The organism is Pseudorhizobium tarimense (assembly GCF_022968135.1).
Classification (GTDB): Bacteria; Pseudomonadota; Alphaproteobacteria; order Rhizobiales; family Rhizobiaceae; genus Neorhizobium; species Neorhizobium tarimense.
The window spans coordinates 1-18,405 of the sequence record NZ_JALJRA010000006.1; the positions used below are offsets into that span (position 1 = coordinate 1).

Here is an 18,405-nt window from a genome sequence, read left to right on the forward strand (position 1 = left end):
CTCGACCTCCTGATGGCCAAGGTGAATGGCTGCATCATGCGTCTCGAAAACAACCGGCGCGTCGGAAACGCGTTCTAGGCCAGCTCCGCCCACCGTAGAACATTGATTACCTTTTCTGCAGGATCGTTTTACGCTCCGAAGTCAATGCCATCACGGCACTGTCGGCTGACGGGTAGCCCTGGCACAGAAGAGAGTCTTCAGGTGCGGCTAGGAAGTAGCGGGGGCTCGGTGCGGCTTGTCTGCCGCCCGAGCGCCCGATCCTGATCTATGCCGCCATTGGTAAAGTCTCGATGCCATGGCGGCTCATGGCTGCGCCAATGCGCGCGAAGTCGGGAACACCCTCTGTGCGCTGTTCGGAGCCGATATCGCGGAAAAAGGCAATCATGGAAGGCGCCAGCATCACTAGCATCCGAACGGTTTTGTCGCTCTCATTGACATAGTTGTGAGGCACCCGCGACGGCACCCTCACGGATGTACCGGCACCGGCTTTAGTTTCTCGCGGGAACTGGTCGGTATTGAACTGACGGAGCGTCAGCTCCCCTTCCAGTATGTAGATCAGTTCCGGCGATTCGTGGACATGTGGAGGTGTTCCCGAGCCGGGTGGAACTTCAATATCGAGCAGTTCCAGGTCTGACCCAGGCACACCTCCGAGGAAGCGAATGCGGTCAGCCACTACCCAAAGGTAATCAGCATTGTCAGCCGTCGTCACTTCAATAGTCATCGCGATACTCCTTTGGCTGCGATGGTGGTGTCCGCCGCAGTGTCGCTCGATCTGATCGCGGACAAGATCAGTTCGAGCGCCCAGGAAGCGGCCTCGCCGGCCTGGGTGCCGTCGAGACCGCCGTAATCCTTCAAGATCTCCCATGCGGAGGCCGAATAAAGCAGGTGCGCCAGCGCCTCGACCTTTTGAGCGTCTGACGCGGGAAGACCGGAGAGGGCAGGTGTAAGCGCCGCCTTGAAGTTCTTTTGGCGCTCAGACACCGTTGCTCGGCGCATTTCTCGACCAGCACGAGAGTGCAGCGCCGCGCGAATGGCTGTCTCGTGAATGTCAAACTGCGGAAAGGCTTTTTGCGGCCCCTCTATCACATCCTGCGGGTGCTTAGGTGCCACGGCAACTGCAATCCGATCATTCAGCCAGTGCCAGAACGCTGAAAGCAGATCTTCCTTCGTCGCGAAATGACGGAAGACCGTCCGCCGCTGGATACCTGCCTCTGCTGCGATCGCCTCCATGCTGATATCGTCAGGTATCTGAGAGGAACCCATCAGCGAGTAAAGCGCCATGAGTATGGCTTGCCTGGTCTCGCGTGATTTCTGCACTCGTAGCGGACTTGTGTATGTTCGGGTCATCGACGGCTGCTGCTCCCATTCGCGGCACTATATGTGGCATGAAAGCTTACGTCTGTCAATTGATGGCACTGCGCGTGTCGTGAAGTTGCCCGTGCGACCATCGGCAAGGTTCACGCGAGGATCGGCTTAGTGAGGGACTATCGAGACAGTCTCACGTTTGGGTGCTCCGCGATGTGGGAGCTAGGCGTAGCCAATCGTGCGCGGGGTGCTCCCGGGAGACAGCGAATTTGTTGGAAAGAACGGCGGATCGAAATCCTCGTGAACGCGCGCGCCGATGGCTCAGACACCTCAGCGCATCTGTCAAATTGCGCTGAGGCCAAATGAAAGGTGGAAACGCAGAGGGCCTCGGAGACTGTACCGAACGCTCCCGTCGCCTCTATTCTTCCACTATCAGTTCGCCGGAGCCGGTGCTGCAGGCGGAGTTGTTTCTGGGGATGCAGGAGGCGTTGTGTCAGTAGCGGCAGGGGGCGTTGCTGGAGCGCTGGCATCACCCGCAGGTTCATTCGATGCAGGCATCATGAACATTACGATAATGACTATTACAACGACGACGCCGATGCCAATAAGGACGTTCCGGTTCATGTTCGCCTCTCCCGCTTTGGTAGGATGCACTACTAACTTGCAACAACGGATCAAGGTTCCGCTGGGGCGTCGATAAAAGCGGATGCGCAACTAACGTCGTCTTTACTCGTTCGACATGCTTAGCGGAGATCCCTCACGGGGAAGGGCGATCGGGATGTATTCTAGCCACTTTATACAATCGGATGAAGCACAGAAAGCACTGCGGTTGGCAGTAGCCGTGGGACTCGCCGTCCTTGGCATTTGGGCGATCGACTTCGAGTATCCTCGCGTTGTGTCGGAGCATGGTCTCTGGGATTTCGGCGCATTCATCGCATCAGGGCGTGCCGCGGCGAGCGGTCTCGATCCCTACGGGATCTATCCGCCGCTGACGCCCCATGTCGTCTTCCCCGGTTTCGAAGCCTGGAATCCGAACCTCAACCCGCCAATCTCGGCAATCTTATTCCAGCTCTTTGACATCGCGGATCACGCAACATCTCTGCGGGTATGGTGGGCCATCTCCCTCGTTTGCTATCTTGGCGCCGTTCTTCTGCTGCTGCGTCGCTATAGCGACGGGCTGGAGGCAGTGCTGCTGGGAGTTTGGGCCTTTGCACTGGCGGGCTTCTGGGACACGCTCTATCTCGGCCAGATCTACACGCCGCTCGTTCTGGCGACGGTTGCAGCGTGGCTCTTGCTGGACCGCGGAAGGTATGTTCAGGCCGGCATCCTGATCGGCTTGCTCGTGTCTATGAAGCCGAACTTCCTGGTCTGGCCGGTGCTGCTTTTCCTGGCGGGCCACTGGAGGCCGGTCGTGGCTGCGGCTGTTACTGCCGCCGTGGTGGCGGCCGTTCCGCTCGCCGTATTCGGGCCTCAGATCTACCTGGACTGGCTGGCGCTGGTTGCGTCGGATGGCGAACGCGCCATTTTTCTCACCAACGCGTCCTTTGCCGGCCTCGCCTCGCGTGCTGGCCTGCCCCTGCTCGGAACGGTGCTTGGCGCGGTTCTGCTTCTTGCCCTTGCGGCGTGGTCCTTCTGGCGGCGGCCGCAGCCGATGGATGTCAGCAGCTTTGCTCTCCTTGCCGCACTCCTTGCGTCACCGCTCGGATGGATCCACTACACGCTGTTTCTGCTGCCGGTGCTCTTCCACCACTGGCGAAGGCCGTGGACGTGGCCGGTTGCCGTTGCGCTCACCATACCCGTGCCCTTGGTGCTGGCAGATTTCGGAAAGCCCGCCCTGACGCAGCTCACCTCCGGGTCGATTTACGGATGGTCGCTCGTCCTGCTCTTGGTTGGCTTGACTGCCCAGCAGCTGTTGCAATCAGGCGCTCAACGCCGCCGGTAGATCGTCCAATAGTCCGTTTGCATGATCTGAAGAAAATGGCGACGGATGTAGTCGCCATAGACCTCCCGCATGCCGCGGGCGGTATAGATCTCAATCGGCGATTTCGGCTCCAGGATGATCTCGGCGTCGGCGAAGATCTCGTTCGGATCGGGGAAGTGATCGCGGTCGAGGGTTCGGCCCCAATGGTACCAAGGGCTGTCATTGGTGGGCGGATCAAGACTGAGACCCGCGGAGAAGGGGTTGACGAAGTCGAGAACCACCACACGCGCCATCGGCGTATCGAGGGTCTGCAAGGCAGCCGCACCATCGGCAATCGAGGCATTGTAGCGGCGGAAGAAGTCGTACTGCCCCTGGCTCCACATGGAGACAAGTCGGATCCCATGAAATGCCGGAAGTGCCATCCGTTCGCCTCTGTCGGTGACGGCGTTCACCGAGTGCAGCGCAAGGCTGATCGCATTGCTGGCGGTGGCTGGCAGGAGCAGCGCGCCCAGAAGCAGCGGCAGACCACGGGGCCATGGTCGCTGATGGGGAAGAGCCTGCGAACGCAGCAGCAGCTCGGCAATCACTGCAGCGCCCGCACCGAGCGTGAGGATACCGGCGATCTGGAAGTTTTGTTCAATGATCAGCAGCCCGCTGGCCACGCAGAAGCCAACAAACAATATATTCCGCAGACGCCCTTCAAGAAGAAGCAGGATCCCCGCGAAAATTGCGAACACCGCGATATCAGCGAGGTTCTTTAGGATCACGTCCGCCATGACGCGCAATGTCGGTGGTTCGCCACTGACACTGCTGGCAAGACGCAGATCCTCCAGATGGCTGAGGCTACCTTTCCATAAAAGTTCTACGAACATGACAGCGAAGATCACCAGCGCTAGCGCCATGGCGCTCCATAAGAGTTGCCGACGGTCGAGCAGCAGGAAGCTCAGGAAGGCCATCGCCATAAGTCCGTAGGTGATCTTGGTATAAAGCATCAGCAACGAGAGAACTGCCGCGCAAACAGCATCGATGATCTGCCGCCGCGGTTGGTCTGGCCGTCGTGGCAGATACATCACCAGAAGCAGGCCTAGTCCGGCCCAGCCGATACGATTGTAGAACATGGCGAAGGAGAGCTCGCCGATCCACTCGCCCGGATTGACTGGAACTGCAGCGATCAGAAGCAGGAAAACAGCCAGCGGTAGCCCGATCAACATACGCATTCGGCTTCCGATCACCTCGGAGGCGATGATTGCAAGCAAAAGAACGACCAGTGCCATTCCGGCGGGCATGGCACCACCCAATGTGCCGGAGATGCCGTAGCCGGCAGCAGGGATATAAAAGGCGAGGGGACCAAGGGAGCTATGAAAATCTACGTTCGGTATCTGCCCTGACCATATCCGGTGCGCCCCATCGAGGAAGATGAAGAGATCATTGACGTACTTGGTCGTCACCGTCTCGCCTGGCAGGCTTAGGACCGTTGCGAGCACGAGTCCGGTGACGAGAATGGAAGACCGAAGCTTAAGGATCGGCCACCACCTCGAGAGCTGCTCTGCCTTTGATGGACCCGGTCTGACTGTCTCGATCGGAGTCACTGTTTCGGGTCTCCCGTCTCCCGCTTTCGATAGACGATCCATGTATCGCTCTCCTGCAGGAGATCAAATTCGCGCGAGATGAAGGGGCCGTAGATCTGCTGCAGCGGGGTACTGTTGATGCCGACCTTCGGGATCATCACGATCTCTGCATCCGCAAGGAGGGCTTCAGGAGGAAGATGCGTCTTCTCGTCGACATTCCTGCCCCAGTGCAGCCAGGCACTGTCACCGATCGGTGGACGGAGACCCAGCCCCGCCGAGAACGGATTGACGAAATCGAGGACGACCACCCGTTCCGGCGGTGGCGAGAGCGACTGCATCAGCCTGCTCCCCTTGGTTATGCTCTCGTGATAGCGGCTCATGAACGTGTCGGGCGACGCGCCGGGCGCGACCAGCCTCAGGTCTTCAAGCTTCGGGAGGTGAAGCGAGGTGCCGGCGTTGATCATTGCGAGACGTGCATGAAGGGCGAGCACCGATGCATGGTGGACGCTCGGGGGAAGCAGGAAAAAAGCCAGAAGCAGCGGCAAACCGTTGCCTGCCGAGGCACTGTCTGAAGTCCCATCGGGGGGCTTTCGGGAGAGGAGCCGACAGGCGCTTTCGGTTGCCACTGCCGCACCGGAATAGAGGGTAATGATACCCCAGCCATGGGCGTTTTGATTGAGGATCAAGATGCCGGAAACGGCACAAAAGCAGTAGAACAGGAGATCGCGGACACTCCGGGTCCGCCACACAATGACGGCTGCCGCAATCGCGTAGACAGTGATGTCAGCGAGATTGTTCAGCGCGGAACGAACAAAGGCGAAGAGATCTCGGCCACCGCTGACCCGCGCCGCAGCCGCCAGATCCTCGACATGCTGCCATGTGCCGCGCCATGCGAGTTCGACGAAGGCAGCACCAGCGATCGTCAGCAGAAGGGCTCCAAGGACCCAGCTGCGTTGCTGCCGATCAAGCAGCATGAAGGCAAGGAAGCCAATTGAGACAAGCCCATAGGTGGCCTTCGTGTAGAACTGCAGCAGGAGGAGAACAGCCGCTGCCGCGGCGTCGGCGAGATCGCCAGCGTGTGTTGCCTGTCGCGGTCTGATGTACATGACGAGGAGAAGCCCCAGGGCTGCCCATCCGATGCGGTTGTAGAACATCGCGAAGGATAAAAGCGACAGGGGACTTCCGAGGTTGATCGGGGCGGCGAGGATGAGGACCAGAAACCCGCCGAACGCCAACGCGATCGACGTGCGCAACCGGGCCTGCAGAATGCGGATGGCAGGGGCGAGGAAAGCCACAAGCAGCACAGCCATGCCGACGGGCATGGCTGCCCCAAGGCTCCCGCTCAGCCAGTATCCAACAGCTGGGATGTAAAAGACCAGCGGCCCCAGGGCCGAGTGGAAGTCTCGGTTGGGCAGTTGACCCCATGCGATGCGATGGGCCCCGTCGAGGAAGATCAAGACATCATTCGTGAAGGCTGCCGTGATCGCCCGACCCGGCAAGGCCAGCATCGCGGCGCAGACAAGCGTGATCGTCACGAGGCCGATTGCGGTGGCGCTTGACCGCAGGTGTCTGCCGACGGAGCCCGTCACTTCAAGCCCGCATCGGGCAGATCGCGACGGAATAGGATCCAGTGCTCGCTCTCCTCTATCTGGGAGAAATTTGCGGCCACGTAAGCGAGGTAGTCGGCAGCGGGACCAACCGATGCGTCGCCTGGATTGCGAAAAATGACCGTATCGGCATCAGCGAGCGTCCGACGCGGGCGTGCGACATTGGCGTCCCCGACATTCTGCCAACGAAGGTCGTTCAGACCAGAATTGGAGCGCGGCAGATCCAGCGCCGCACTGAAGACATCCACCGAGCCCGCAACGGCGAGCCGTCCAACCGGTTCATCCTGTCTGTCAAGAAGAGACAGTCCGTCCTCCACCGTCGACAGATACCATCGGCTACTGCCGAAATCGCCACCGGTCCAAAGGTCGGCGAGACGAATACTGGTCATGCGAGGCAGTTCCACCGCCTGACCGGCTCTCACGGTGGCGGCACTGGCATGCAGGACTAAGGCCATGCCACAATGGAGGATGGTCGGCAGCATGAAGGCCAGGAAATAGAGCTTTACGCCGCTCACGTTGGCGAACATCCCTTCACCTCCTTCCGCCGTGTCGTCCATCTCGCGCAAAAGCCGCTCGGCGGCAACGGCGGCCGCTGCATGGATGGATATGATCCCCCATCGCTGGACATTGTGGCTCAGCAGCCACAGGCCGGCGATGCTGCAGAAGAGGAAGAAGACAAAGTCTCGCAGCCTCCACCGGCGCCAAAGTGCCAGTCCCGCGATAAGCGATAGCAGGAGCAGGTCGGCCAGATGCGCCACGCCAGCCTCCAGCAGTCTCTGCAACTCGGTCCCAAAGTTATCCCTTCCCAGCATCTCCTGCCAAGCGTCGCGGACATAGGTGGAGGAGCCTCCCCACAGGAGCTCGACGATCAGGACCAGGGCAGCGATGACAGCCAACGAGAGAGCCGCCCAGCCTTGCTGCCGGCTATCCGTGATCATGAAGAGGAGGAAGCCAAGCGCCACAAGACCGTAGGTCAGGCGCAGATAGATCATGCTCACCGTCAGCACCGTTGCGCAAACAGTATCCAGCAGCATCTGGTGGCGGACGGCGCTACGGGGGCGGAGATACAGGAGGAGCAGGAGCGCAACCGCTATCCAGCCGATCCGGTTGTAGAACATGGAGAACGACAGGGCCGTCACGGCTTCACCGAGATTCATCGGCGCCGCGAGGATGAGAAGCAGGAACGCCGAAAAGACGATGGCCAGGAAGGGGTGCAGACGCGAACCAAGGACGTGGCTTGCGATCACGGTCATGCAGGCGGTGAAGAGCGCCATCGCCACAGGCATAGCCGCTCCATAGCTGCCGGTGAGGGCATAACCGGTAGCCGGAACATAATAGGCGAGTGGACCAAGTGTCGTGTGGAAGTCGCGGCTCGGAACCTGACCCGTCAGGACGCGATGGATGCCGTCGATCACCAGGAACAGTTCGTCGAGAGACTTGGTCGCTACAGTAACGCCTGGCAAGGCAAGAAGCACAACACAGACCAGGCCAATCGTGATGATCACGCCACCGCAAGAGAGGCAGCGCCTCCTTGGCGCCTCCCCCGCATTGCTGCGGGCGACCATCCCTGTCACAGCTTCAGCCTCTTGAAGAGCGGCTCTGGAATCGAGCGGATCACTGTCATGAGCGGCCACCAGATGCTGCGCACGTAGATAACGTCACGACTCCTTTTTTCTTCTGCCGCCGCGAAGATCGCACCGGCGACCTCCTTCGGCTCTGCCGTCAGCAGTCCCGGCAGCTTCATTCCAGCTGTCATGCGCGTGCGCACGAAGCCAGGTTTCACCGTCACCACACGCGCGCCCGCTTTGGTGAGCCTGTTCCGCAGGCCGGAAAGGAATGCAGTGAAGCCAGCCTTTGCTGCCCCGTAGACGTAGTTCGAGGCCCTGCCTCGGTCTCCCGCCACCGAACTGACGCCGACGATGGTCCCGTGTCCCCGTGCAGCAAACAGATCGGCTATCAAGCCGAGAAAAAGCGCTGGCCCCTCGAAATTGGTTCGCATCACCAGGCTGGCGTGATGAAGTTCTTTCTCCGCGCGGTCCTGCTCTCCAAGCTCTCCTATCACGCACACCACGGTGTCAGGCAAGACAGGAAGCCCCATGACAAAGTCGCTGAAACGGTCGCTGTCAAGGATGTCCAGGCGATGAACCGAGACGTTCGCGCCGCTCCGCGTCCCGATGTCATCGGCCTCCCGCTGCACGGACTCAAGGTGGCGGCCAGCAAGCTGCACGTCCCAGCCCGCCGTGGCGTAGGTGAGTGCCGTTGCCCGTCCGATGTCGGATGTGGCTCCCAACAGGAGCACGCTCTTGCCTGTTCTGTTCATATACCAAGCCTTGTTGCGAGACGGGAGGCGAAGCGGGCGTCTCCACCGGTTGCGCGTCGAATGTCCCGGAACGCGGCCAATTGTGGATAGCTGGCTTCGAATGTCTGACGTGACTGGCGCGCGTCCTTAGCCAGATAGAGCCGCCCGCCCGCATCGACAATGACCTTGTCGATCTCCTCCAACAAGGGGAACACGTCCTCGGTCACGGGAAGGTCTAGCGCAAGCGTGTAGCCTGGCATCGGGAAGGAGAGGAGGCCAGTTCCGGGGCCGAGTTTCTTGAGCACGGCCAGAAACGACCCTTTGCCGGACCCGGCAAACCGCTCGAGAATTTCGCTGAGCACCGGTAGCGCATTTGTGTCCGGCACGACGCACTGGTGCTGCAAAAACCCGCTCCTGCCATAAAGGCGGTTCCATTGATGGATGCCGTCCAGGGGAAAGAAGTAGGGGTTCCAGTGGACGAGTGAAGGTGCTCCTGCCTTTCGCACTCCAGCGCGGAAATAGGCTGCGTTGAAGGCGGATACGCTGGTGCGGTTCAGCGCCCACGCCGGCAAGTCCATCGGCAGTGAGAGCCTCGGCTTTTTCGGCGAAGGAAACGTTTCCCTTTCGGCTTTGTGTGCGACGACCTGCTCGCGCTTAGCATGCTCGCCGACGAAGATCAGGGAGCGTCCAAGCGATGCGCCGCGCGCGAGGCAGTCGATCCACGCTACGCTGTAGGAACTTTCGTCTGCAGCCTGCAGCGCAGCCAAAGCTTCTCTCAGATCCTCAGCGACGACGGTTTCCTGGTGGATCCAACCCGTTTCTATCGGCTTCATGTGGAAGGAAGCTTCAGTGATCACGCCCGTCAGCCCCATTCCGCCTATCGTGGCGAAGAAGAGATCCGCGTTTTCGTTGCGGCTACAGTTCAGCACCTCACCGTCCTGCAGGATAAGCTTGAACGACGCGACATGAGCGCCGAATCCGCCGTCGCGGTGATGGTTCTTTCCGTGAACGTCTGAAGCAATCATGCCGCCCACCGTCACGAACTTCGTTCCCGGCACGACAGGAGGGAAGTAGCCGCGCGGGATGAAGGCGTCGAGGATGTCGGAGAGCATCACTCCCGCCTCAACTGTCAGCAGTCGGGTTTCCGGATCGAAACGCTTCATTCGCCCGATCCCGCGGCATATCAGCGTGGCGACGTCCCCCAGTGCCGCATCGCCATAGGACCGCCCGTTGCCGCGGGCGATCACGCCATGTCGCCTAGCTACGGCCTCGGCCGCATCGGCAGGCGTCCGGCAGTCGAACACCTCACTCACAAGGCGGGGATACCGTCCCCAACCTTCAAGAATCATCTTAAGCCCCTTCCGCGCGGAACACGAACCTGCGGTCGAGGGCGTACTTGGACACATATCCGATGGCTAGGCCAAGTGCGCCGCCCACATATTTTGCAAGGTTCGTGCCCCAAAGTGCCCAGAAGGTTATTTCGAAGCCCCAAAAGATGGCCGTGGTAAGGACGCTGAACAGGCCATAGAGAACGATCTTTTTCGCCTCGCTGCTGTGAGAGGTGTAGTCGTCGAAGAAGATCCATTTCTTGTCCAGGACATATTTGACGGCGAAGCCCGCAAGCGTCCCGACCAGGATCGACAGCATCAGTGGATAGCCAGGAAAGACCCGGATGGTCATCTCCTGAGCTAAGAAATTTACCGCGGTGGCTATGAAGGCAAAGCCGACATAGCGTACCGCAACAGAAATCCGCCGCCACTCCGTCGGCGAGGCGGCCTGCAACAACTTTTCCATCAGCAGCTCACATTGCCCCTACCATGAACACGCTGACGGCACCGAGGCTGATCAGGCTGACCTTGTCCTTCAGCGCGAAGACCACGGGGTCATCATGCATTTCCCCTCGATGCGCCAGCATCAATACTCTCGCAATCCAGTAGGTCAGTATCGGCGCCGCAAACCATAGGATTTCCGGGCGAGTGTAGAGTGACTGGACGTCCTCGCTGGAGATGTAAAGAGAGAAAAGAGTAAGAGCGTTGACTCCGGCGGCAGCCGCCAAGGCACCTACCATCGCCGCGTCGCCATTGCGGTAGTCTCGACTCTTGGAATCCGGTAGATTTGCCTCCTGGCGTGCGAGGAGTTCCACATACCGCTTGACGAGAGCAAGTGACAGGAACCAGCTCATCATGAAGGCAAGCAGCCAGGGAGAGACGGCGACCGACAGCGCAACAGCGCCGCCGATCACGCGAGTGGTGTAAAGCCCTGCAAGCGCCACCACGTCGAGGATCATCTTTCGTTTGAGAAGGAAGGAGTAGGCAGTGGTGAGAGCAAAATAGCCTGCCAGCACCGCAACGAACGGGATCGATATGAATGTTGCCGAGACAAAGGCCAGGCATAGAAGAAGCGGGATCGTCATCAGTGCGTAGGAAAGCGGAACATCCCCGCAGGCGAGCGGTCTGCGACACTTGGTGCGATGCGCGCGGTCATCCTGCAGATCGACAAGATCGTTCAGGAGATAGACGCTCGATGCACAAAGGGAAAAAGCGATAGCGGCAAGGAGGGCCTGCGTCACGCTTGCCCAATCAAACAGGTGGTTCGCGAGCAGCGGCACAAAAACCAGCGCATTCTTGGCATACTGGTGGACTCTCAGCATGCGGGCCCATGTCCGCCACGTCGGCCGCTCATGGGCAAGATGCTCCACGTCATGACATTCGCCGGAAAGCTGCCGCGCAACCTTCGCTGGCGTGCGTATGGCATAGGCTCTTGCCGCTCGCCGCCAGACCGGCAGGTCTGCTTTGTCGTTTCCGATATAGTCGAAGCCGGCCTCGCCGAATGCGGCGACCAGCATGCCGGCCTTGACCTCGCCGGCACAGTTCGTGACCGCGTCGGTCGCGAACCAGCCGGTGAAGAGACCGAGATGCTCTGCAACGGCCGAAACCAATCGCTCATGGCTCGCCGACGCCAGATAAACGGCTCGACCATCTTGAGAGGCTTGCCGGATGAGCTTCAAAACTTCTGGATCATAAGGAAGCGCCGCCGGATCGAAATCGCGCGGCTCTGAGAGCCGGTGCTTCAGGCTCGCCTTTCCCTCTTGCAGTCTCCGCAGCATATCGATGATCGAGTGCGGGCGGTGGCTCAGTTCGGAGAAGGCGCATTCGATCAGCAGGTCCGACCGAATGAGTGTACCGTCGAGGTCGACCACGAGCGGACGGCCTTCGTGCTGGTCCGCGCGTCGCGACAACGCCAGTCTTACATCGGCTGTTGCCTTTCGTTTGGCTGCCCAACGATGCCGAGGCTTCCAAAACTGGTATTGAGTGGGGGGCTGGAGAAAGTCGTCCCGAAGTTCGCTCACGTAACGCCTTTCAGTGTTCTAAAGAAGTGCTTTTGGCGGGTCCCAAACTGGAGAAGGGAGTGATTGTTCCCGCCAAATCTGACGTGCAGTAGCGCGGGGATGCCGCCCCCCCCGCCACCTGCTGCTCCGGTCTGGAAGGTGGCGTGACTGCTGCTCCATCAACGCAGGTGAGAACGGGCTTAGCGGGAATATGGCGACTGACACTGGGCCCTTACGCCGACGCGCGGAACATAGGAGTTGTCGGAAGCTCTGTACGTGCGGTAGCGGTTCTCGCACCACTGAACATGGCTGCTGCTGTAGCCTCTAACTCTTTGGCCTTGGTTCTGACCCTGGATGGCTCCTCCGATCACCGCCCCTGCACCAAATGCAGCGAGGGGATACCACCATCCATCGCTGTGGCGGCGATAGCCGCGACGGTACTCGCGAGCGCCGCGATGACCTCGGTAATATCCGCGGCGGTCATTGTCGCGATCCCGGTAATTGCGATCGCGGTCACGGCGATACTGAACCTCCTGCACCGCACTGATGCTCGATCCCTTCATCGCAGGAAGCACGAGAGCTTGCGCGGGGGCAATCGAGGTAAAAGACATGGCGGCACCAAGAAGTGTCGCAGCGAGAGCTTTCATTTTGAATTGCATTCTTTCTGCCTTCCAATTTCTTTCGCGCAGACGCGGGAATGATCTGCTCCGGTCCTGCAACGAGCTGAGAGTTCCGATTGTGACGCCTCCTGAAGAGCGTCTCCGCAGTCAAACTGCGGAGACGCTCTTCAGCGAGTGCGACAGAATCACCGCTGCTCCGCCCGAACACCTTCGAACTCCGGAGCGTCCTCCAGCTGATCACGCGTCACGTTCAGGATGATCCTGTCGGGTAGACCGTCTTCACCGATACGCACTGCGTTCGGGTCATTGGCCGCCATCTGGCTGCTGTCAGCAGGCATGCCCGTACCCGTGGTAGTGGTTCCCTGCGCACCGCCCATGGCAGTGGTGCCTTCACCGCCCGTCGTGCCGTAGGGTCCGGGCTCCTGTGTTACAGTCGGATCGGGCTGCGTGGAAGCAGTGGTTTCGCCCGAGATGCCGGGATTGGTCTGTGAGGCCGCGTCTGCCTGTTCTTGCGTCGCGCCTGGCCCCAGTTCGAGCGCGCTCATGTCGACGGCTACATCTTTCTGGCCAAGGCCGAGGAAACCGCCGACACCGATGATGACGGCGTTCACGCTTCCATCCTGGCTGACGAGGACGTCACCGATTGACCCGATGTTCTGACCATCCGCACCGTAGACTGCCTTGCCTTCCAGATCGCTCACGCGCCATGCCCCGGACTGCGGCACGGTCACAAATGCGCCTTGAGAAGACGGGCTCGCGTCAGCACTCTGCCGCAGGGGGCGAGCATCGTTCATCCCGCCGTGGGCGTTGTTCTGGTTTGTCTCCAACTGCTGCGTCTGGTTGGTGCTCGGATCGCTGCCGCCAGGTGCGGGAGCGGTCGTTTGGGCGGAAGCCGCCAGCGGAAATGCCGCAGTGAGAAGCAGGACGGATAGGGCTCTCTTGTTCATGATGAACTCCTTTATTCGGCGTCGAACACGTTTAGAGAACCCGATCGGGCAATGTCCGTTCCAAAAATGATAGGTTTTATAAGCGGTTGCTGCTGTTAAAGAAGCTGCCCGGAGGGGGTGGCAGAAAGTTTGCATGCTTCTGGCGTGCTGGAGAGCGATTGCTCGGCGGCTGATTGAGCACCATGAGATATGGATGAGTAAGCTGAAGCACACCGCGCCACCCCAAAGCGAAGCTTCAACTGTCCGTTGCCTTGCAGACGCTTCTGGAACCGATCAAAGCCCTGCAGGTTTAACATCCGTAGCAGCAACATGCATGTTACTCCTCATGTGTCCTTTAGCCCGCCTGCGAGGCGGGCATTTTTTGGGAGGGCTACCCGAGGAGGCACTCTTGCTGTCCCTTCGTTCCAAGCATCCCGGTGTTGGCCAGGGATACTTCGGAACTCCTCGCTTACACGGCAGTTTCTTTGACCAAGCTGCAGGCAGGGTTACCGAGCGAGACGGTGCTTCTGGCTTCATGAGGAAGCGTTCCCCTGGCCCACTTCAGGGGCCGATAGTTCGTTCAGGGAGAGAAAAGTTACGTCAGACCCGGAGCAGAGCATGAGAAGCGATAGCGGCGGAAGGACGTTCTTAAACTAGCCTCGTGCGATGCGGCTTCCCTTCCAGATTGTCCTGGCTGCGGCTAAAGCGGCTTCGCGAATCGGTCGCCTCTGTTGATGGTGTCCTAATGGATCGACCTGTCACCGTGCGCTTGAAGAACTGGGTGCCGGTTCCATCACCCTCAACATCGGCTTCTGGACTGGCTCCATCAGGTCAGACTATAAACAGACCTCTTCCGATGTTCGCCACCACATCGCATCGGCGATGGAAGAGCTTAGCCTTCCGCTCCCCGAACCTGACTGTGGCGGATCGAACCTGCGGATGCAAGAGCTGGAAGAACATTGTGGCGCAGGGCGGTCTCTGAGACGGCCACCTCAGAGCCCCCACATCCTCCAGCTGTGGTTCCGGCCTGAACGGATCAGACGGTTAGAAAGGCAAGAACATGAACCACTTTCTCAAGCTCATAGTAGTTGCGGCTCTTGCTGGAGCCGTCCCGGTAACCGCAGCGGTCGGACAGGCCGCCTTTGATGCGAACGAGGACCCTGCCGAAATCTACGGTTACGGCGTAGATGTCACTGAAGCAGATGACAGCGAGAAGACCGAAAGGGCGCTGAAGGCCTGAGCGAGGCGGGATCAGTGGCGCAAGAAATCCAGATGACCTTTGGCGTCGACCGGTTCCGTTTCGTGCCGCTGGGTTTGAAGTCCCTGGAACGGCTAAGACCTGAAATGGAGAGAAGGCGGGATGACTTAACTGAGCTCAGGACAGCCGTCGAGGCAAGTGCTCTCTTCTACACTGCCATGAAGCAGGAGGCGCTGAATCCGGGTGATGTCGTCGCGGTGGAACTTGCAGAACCCGACAGCGGACTGGCCTCGGAAAAGAGGGTTACGGTCTATCTGGCAGATTGAGAGGGGGTGGGATTGAGCTGACTCGGGATCGGGTAGCTCAGCTCCAACCACCGTCACCGATACTCGGCGGGGGAGGGTTGGGACCTCCCATGCCGCGTCCGGTCCTACAGACTTCAGTGGCGTTCTAGGCGGCGTCCTTTGACCCGGGGATCAGGAGAGGCCCGAACTGCTTCTTAAAGTCCAGCCAGGGGCGGGCTGACGGCAATAGCGTTGCCTTCTCCGGCCGCTTTCTCAGCGGACCTGAGTCAGATCCGCCAGCTACGACTCTTGAGACGATCGACCCAAGGACGGCACTCTTCGAGGATGTGATCTGCCCGGCGGTGATCTCTCGCGTCAGCCAGAGCCATCGGCAAAGACGCCTCTGCATTGCCGATTGGCGATGCATCGACCAAGATCGATGCATCGCCTTTACCTATGTGAAGCCGAGGAAGGATTGCTGGTTGAAGGGGGCAGTTGGCGAGCCGACCTTCGGCAAGGACTTGGTGTCAGGTTTAAAGACGTTCGAGACCTTCGCTCCGGTCAAGATCATAAGCTTGGACCAATGAGGTCAGATTAAACCACCAGGCGGGTCATGATTGGACGAGGCTCGTCCGCATTGCCGTGACATTGTTCGGCTGAAGGATCGGCGCTTGTGAAGGGACGCAGACCTCGCCTTCCTTGAGAGGCGAGGTCACTTCCTGTTTAGCTTCACTCGGCGGCAATCGTAGAATTGCTGCCGTTTACCGCTATCAGCCTACGCGCGTACTGAAGGCTCTCCGGCTGCTCTGCACGATAGCGGCGACCGATCTCCATCATCGCGACTGTCCCGGGAAGGAATTCCAGCTCCCTAAAAATGTCCTCCCAGTCGATGTCGCCCCAGCCGAGCGGCATGTGCAGGTCGCCAATGCCCATGGCCGTGTTCTCCTGCAGGTGAAAGCCCTTATAGAACCCCTGCGGGCGTCCGAAGCTGTCATGCAGGTGCAAATGGCCGGCGACAGGGGCCATGGCAGCGATCTGCTCGCGCAAGTTTAGGCCGCGATAGGTTGCTTCGATATAGGCATGGCTGAAATCGATGAGGGCCACGACGTTGGGGTGATTTACCGCCTTCACTGTTTCAGCGACTTCGGCCGGTGTCTGGCGATACTGACCTGGCTCGGTCGTGAAGATATTCTCTAGCGCGATGCGGACGCCGTAGGGCTTTGCGAATTCTGCTAGCTCCAACAGGGCTTCGCGCTCTCTGAGATCGGCTGCGGGTCGGTCAAAGATCTGGTCGGCGCGCAGGCAGCCGCCGTGCTGTACGAGGATGCGGGCCTCTACACGATCGCAGAGTTCAACAAGCGCCTTGGCTGCGTCGATCTGATAGCGGCAGGTCACCGGATCCATAAAGTTCGACGAGACGAGGCCGTGGACCGTGTATCGGAAATTGAACTTACGCGTCATCGCTACCAGCCGCTCCGCACGGTCCTTGATGATGCGCCCGCCAGCGATCACATCAAGAGTGGTCAGTCCGAGTTCGACAGTATCAACGCCCATCTCGGCTAGTGCGCGAAGTTCGGCTTCTAAGCTTTCAATTTCTCCGTCGGTGGAGCCGGCGTTGAAGCCGGTAGCAATGATGTTGGCCATGGTAATCTCCGAGTGTTCGGTTGAGGTGAGGCGGTTCATGCTGCGGATGCGAGTCTGGCTCGAAGGTTGAGCGCGAGGTCCGGACTGTCGGAGGTGAGATGCCCGACTCCACGCTGGAGCCATTTGACGATCGACTCCTCGTCATTGACCGTCCAGACGCACAGGCGCTCGAGCGGCAGGCGATCTGTCACCAGCACCCATTCTGCCTCCATCAGTTCGTGATGGATGGCGATGACGTCGACAAGATCGTCGACCTGCGAGATGAAAGAGGCAACTCCGCCCCATCTTTGCGCCCAAGCGGAATTGACCGAGACCAGACGGGGAAGACCGGGCGCGATGCGGCGACAGTCCTTCAGCACGGACATGTCGAAGGAAGTGAGATAGCTACGAGCGGAAAGGCCACGCGCAGCAAGCTCACCGGCAACCTTCTCCACGATGCCCGGATAAGGCTTTCCAGCCTCATCGCTCTTCAGCTCGACGTGGAGGGGAGGGCCGTCTGCCGCACCCACTATCTCAAGCACCTCGGCGAGCGTGGGTATAGCCTCATCGCTCTGCTTGAGCTTGATCCTGTGGCGCGCCTCGGGCGAAAGCCGCTTCACTGGGCCTTCACCGTCAGTCGTTCGGTCGAGCGTCGCATCGTGAATGACCAACAGTTCGCCAGCATCCGTCAGGTGCACGTCGAATTCGACGGCATCAATCCCGAGACCGAGCACGCTGCGAAAGCCTTGCATCGAGTTTTCTGGCCAGAGATTGCGGGCGCCGCGATGGCCGGTAATCAGCGTCATGTTCAGTCCTGCTGGTAGTGAGAAGTCTAGCGTATGGTTGGATCCAGCTTGTCGCGCAGCCAGTCGCCGACAAGTGAGATGGAAAGCGTCGTCAGCATGATAACAAGGGCAGGGGTGAGCATGATCCATGGCGCGCGTGTCAGGTATTCGCGGCCAAAGCCAACCATGTTGCCAAGGCTGGTTTCCGGTGGCTGCACCCCAAGCCCCAGGAAGGACAACCCGCTTTCCATGAGGATGATCTCAGGAAATGTCAGAGTCATCGATACGATCAGCGTTGATGCAACATTGGGCAGGATATGCCGGAAGTAGACCCGCAAGGGCGATGCGCCGAGCTGTACGACAGCGGACGCATAACCTTGCGCGCTGGCCGAGATCGCCAGGCCGCGCGCGATCCGGGCATAGCGCTCCCATCCATAAAAGCCCATCAGGCAAACGATCAGCACCATTGACGAGCCGAAGAAGGCGAGCACCGCGAGCGACATGATCAGGAAGGGGAGCGCCGCCTGAAAGTCCGCCAAGACGAGGACGATGTGCTCGACGATGCCGCGGAATTTCGCCGCCGCGAAGCCGAGTGCCGTCCCGAAGATCGCTGAGATAATCGTCGCGCTGAACGCAATAACGAGGGATACCCGGATGGACTGGATCAGGCGGGCGAAGACATCACGGCCAAGTTCGTCAGTGCCGAGCCAGTGCTTCGGATCTCCGGGCGCCGAAAGTCGGTTGGTGAGGTCCATGGCGGTGATGCCGTAGGGGCGCAGGGCATCGGCAAAGATGGCGACGAGGAGCATTACCGACAGCCACAGGATTCCAAGCCCGATTGACAGAGGAAGGTTGCGACGCAGCCTTGGGATAAGACCGGTTCTGCGACGTCCGGCGGCATGAGCGTGGGCAATGTCTGCCGTAGTCATATTCGTTTTATC

General features: G+C 59.8%; 17 protein-coding genes. 3 read left to right on the forward strand and 14 right to left on the reverse strand.

The genetic code is table 11. The annotated features are described in order from the left end of the window. Positions 1 to 265 precede the first annotated feature (265 nt). Positions 266 to 721 carry a cupin domain-containing protein gene (locus MUU54_RS08095; protein WP_247243531.1) on the reverse strand — a complete coding sequence of 152 codons (456 nt, stop codon included), beginning with the start codon at positions 719 to 721 and terminating at the stop codon, positions 266 to 268. Then, positions 718 to 1,230 carry a TetR/AcrR family transcriptional regulator gene (locus MUU54_RS08100; RefSeq protein WP_247243532.1) on the reverse strand — a complete coding sequence of 171 codons (513 nt, stop codon included), beginning with the start codon at positions 1,228 to 1,230 and terminating at the stop codon, positions 718 to 720. Before MUU54_RS08100 ends, MUU54_RS08095 begins: the two co-directional genes overlap by 4 nt. Before the next feature lie 916 nt (positions 1,231 to 2,146). On the opposite strand from MUU54_RS08100, the gene MUU54_RS08105 reads away from it, so the two are divergent. Further along, complete coding sequence (locus MUU54_RS08105) at positions 2,147 to 3,247, forward strand: glycosyltransferase family 87 protein (protein ID WP_247243533.1); 1,101 nt, start codon at positions 2,147 to 2,149, stop codon at positions 3,245 to 3,247. On the opposite strand, the gene MUU54_RS08110 is transcribed toward MUU54_RS08105, so the two are convergent. From MUU54_RS08110 to MUU54_RS08150, 9 genes are all read right to left on the reverse strand, one after another. Continuing rightward, positions 3,232 to 4,674: a hypothetical protein gene (locus MUU54_RS08110; protein WP_247243534.1), complete on the reverse strand. Its 1,443-nt coding sequence runs from the start codon at positions 4,672 to 4,674 to the stop codon at positions 3,232 to 3,234. The genes MUU54_RS08105 and MUU54_RS08110 overlap by 16 nt on opposite strands. Before the next feature lie 137 nt (positions 4,675 to 4,811). Next, positions 4,812 to 6,383 (reverse strand): hypothetical protein, encoded by a 1,572-nt coding sequence (locus MUU54_RS08115; RefSeq protein ID WP_247243535.1) that lies wholly within the window; start codon positions 6,381 to 6,383, stop codon positions 4,812 to 4,814. Beyond that, positions 6,380 to 7,975, reverse strand: coding sequence for a hypothetical protein (locus MUU54_RS08120; RefSeq protein ID WP_247243536.1), 1,596 nt, complete (start codon positions 7,973 to 7,975; stop codon positions 6,380 to 6,382). The genes MUU54_RS08115 and MUU54_RS08120 overlap by 4 nt, the downstream gene beginning before the upstream one ends. Next, on the reverse strand, positions 7,972 to 8,721 hold the full coding sequence (locus tag MUU54_RS08125; RefSeq protein WP_247243537.1) for an SDR family oxidoreductase: 750 nt from the start codon (positions 8,719 to 8,721) through the stop codon (positions 7,972 to 7,974). Before MUU54_RS08125 ends, MUU54_RS08120 begins: the two co-directional genes overlap by 4 nt. Continuing rightward, the gene (locus tag MUU54_RS08130) at positions 8,718 to 10,049 is read right to left on the reverse strand and encodes an FAD-binding oxidoreductase (protein ID WP_247243538.1); all 1,332 of its coding nucleotides are present in this window, start codon (positions 10,047 to 10,049) and stop codon (positions 8,718 to 8,720) included. Before MUU54_RS08130 ends, MUU54_RS08125 begins: the two co-directional genes overlap by 4 nt. A gap of 1 nt (position 10,050) precedes the next feature. Then, complete coding sequence (locus tag MUU54_RS08135) at positions 10,051 to 10,494, reverse strand: GtrA family protein (RefSeq protein ID WP_247243539.1); 444 nt, start codon at positions 10,492 to 10,494, stop codon at positions 10,051 to 10,053. A 7-nt stretch (positions 10,495 to 10,501) separates the two neighbouring features. Further along, complete coding sequence (locus tag MUU54_RS08140) at positions 10,502 to 11,938, reverse strand: UbiA family prenyltransferase (protein WP_247243540.1); 1,437 nt, start codon at positions 11,936 to 11,938, stop codon at positions 10,502 to 10,504. Between the two features lie 290 nt (positions 11,939 to 12,228). After that, complete coding sequence (locus MUU54_RS08145; protein ID WP_354532035.1) at positions 12,229 to 12,675, reverse strand: BA14K family protein; 447 nt, start codon at positions 12,673 to 12,675, stop codon at positions 12,229 to 12,231. Positions 12,676 to 12,833: 158 nt separating this feature from the next. Next, positions 12,834 to 13,595 carry a PRC-barrel domain-containing protein gene (locus tag MUU54_RS08150; RefSeq protein WP_247243542.1) on the reverse strand — a complete coding sequence of 254 codons (762 nt, stop codon included), beginning with the start codon at positions 13,593 to 13,595 and terminating at the stop codon, positions 12,834 to 12,836. A gap of 1,039 nt (positions 13,596 to 14,634) precedes the next feature. Between MUU54_RS08150 and MUU54_RS08155 the strand changes: the two genes are divergently transcribed. Then, positions 14,635 to 14,814 carry a hypothetical protein gene (locus MUU54_RS08155; RefSeq protein ID WP_247243543.1) on the forward strand — a complete coding sequence of 60 codons (180 nt, stop codon included), beginning with the start codon at positions 14,635 to 14,637 and terminating at the stop codon, positions 14,812 to 14,814. A 32-nt stretch (positions 14,815 to 14,846) separates the two neighbouring features. Then, positions 14,847 to 15,098 carry a hypothetical protein gene (locus MUU54_RS08160; RefSeq protein ID WP_247243544.1) on the forward strand — a complete coding sequence of 84 codons (252 nt, stop codon included), beginning with the start codon at positions 14,847 to 14,849 and terminating at the stop codon, positions 15,096 to 15,098. Between the two features lie 687 nt (positions 15,099 to 15,785). On the opposite strand, the gene MUU54_RS08165 is transcribed toward MUU54_RS08160, so the two are convergent. From MUU54_RS08165 to MUU54_RS08175, 3 genes are read right to left on the reverse strand one after another with little or no spacing between them, the layout of a single operon-like run. Next, the gene (locus MUU54_RS08165; protein ID WP_247243545.1) at positions 15,786 to 16,700 is read right to left on the reverse strand and encodes a TIM barrel protein; all 915 of its coding nucleotides are present in this window, start codon (positions 16,698 to 16,700) and stop codon (positions 15,786 to 15,788) included. A gap of 35 nt (positions 16,701 to 16,735) precedes the next feature. Continuing rightward, positions 16,736 to 17,485: a glycerophosphodiester phosphodiesterase family protein gene (locus tag MUU54_RS08170; protein ID WP_247243546.1), complete on the reverse strand. Its 750-nt coding sequence runs from the start codon at positions 17,483 to 17,485 to the stop codon at positions 16,736 to 16,738. A 26-nt stretch (positions 17,486 to 17,511) separates the two neighbouring features. Continuing rightward, positions 17,512 to 18,393, reverse strand: a complete 882-nt coding sequence (locus MUU54_RS08175; RefSeq protein WP_247243547.1) for an ABC transporter permease — start codon at positions 18,391 to 18,393, stop codon at positions 17,512 to 17,514. Positions 18,394 to 18,405: the final 12 nt, after the last annotated feature.

Bases quoted from the DNA above. Each gene is read 5' to 3' on its own strand.
- MUU54_RS08095 (WP_247243531.1), bottom strand. From the start codon at position 721: ATGACTATTGAAGTGACGACGGCTGACAATGCTGATTACCTTTGGGTA.
- MUU54_RS08100 (WP_247243532.1), bottom strand. From the start codon at position 1,230: ATGGAGGCGATCGCAGCAGAGGCAGGTATCCAGCGGCGGACGGTCTTC.
- MUU54_RS08125 (WP_247243537.1), bottom strand. From the start codon at position 8,721: ATGAACAGAACAGGCAAGAGCGTGCTCCTGTTGGGAGCCACATCCGAC.
- MUU54_RS08130 (WP_247243538.1), bottom strand. From the start codon at position 10,049: ATGATTCTTGAAGGTTGGGGACGGTATCCCCGCCTTGTGAGTGAGGTG.
- MUU54_RS08135 (WP_247243539.1), bottom strand. From the start codon at position 10,494: ATGGAAAAGTTGTTGCAGGCCGCCTCGCCGACGGAGTGGCGGCGGATT.
- MUU54_RS08145 (WP_354532035.1), bottom strand. From the start codon at position 12,675: ATGAAAGCTCTCGCTGCGACACTTCTTGGTGCCGCCATGTCTTTTACC.
- MUU54_RS08150 (WP_247243542.1), bottom strand. From the start codon at position 13,595: ATGAACAAGAGAGCCCTATCCGTCCTGCTTCTCACTGCGGCATTTCCG.
- MUU54_RS08155 (WP_247243543.1), top strand. From the start codon at position 14,635: ATGAACCACTTTCTCAAGCTCATAGTAGTTGCGGCTCTTGCTGGAGCC.
- MUU54_RS08160 (WP_247243544.1), top strand. From the start codon at position 14,847: ATGACCTTTGGCGTCGACCGGTTCCGTTTCGTGCCGCTGGGTTTGAAG.
- MUU54_RS08165 (WP_247243545.1), bottom strand. From the start codon at position 16,700: ATGGCCAACATCATTGCTACCGGCTTCAACGCCGGCTCCACCGACGGA.
- MUU54_RS08170 (WP_247243546.1), bottom strand. From the start codon at position 17,485: ATGACGCTGATTACCGGCCATCGCGGCGCCCGCAATCTCTGGCCAGAA.
- MUU54_RS08175 (WP_247243547.1), bottom strand. From the start codon at position 18,393: ATGACTACGGCAGACATTGCCCACGCTCATGCCGCCGGACGTCGCAGA.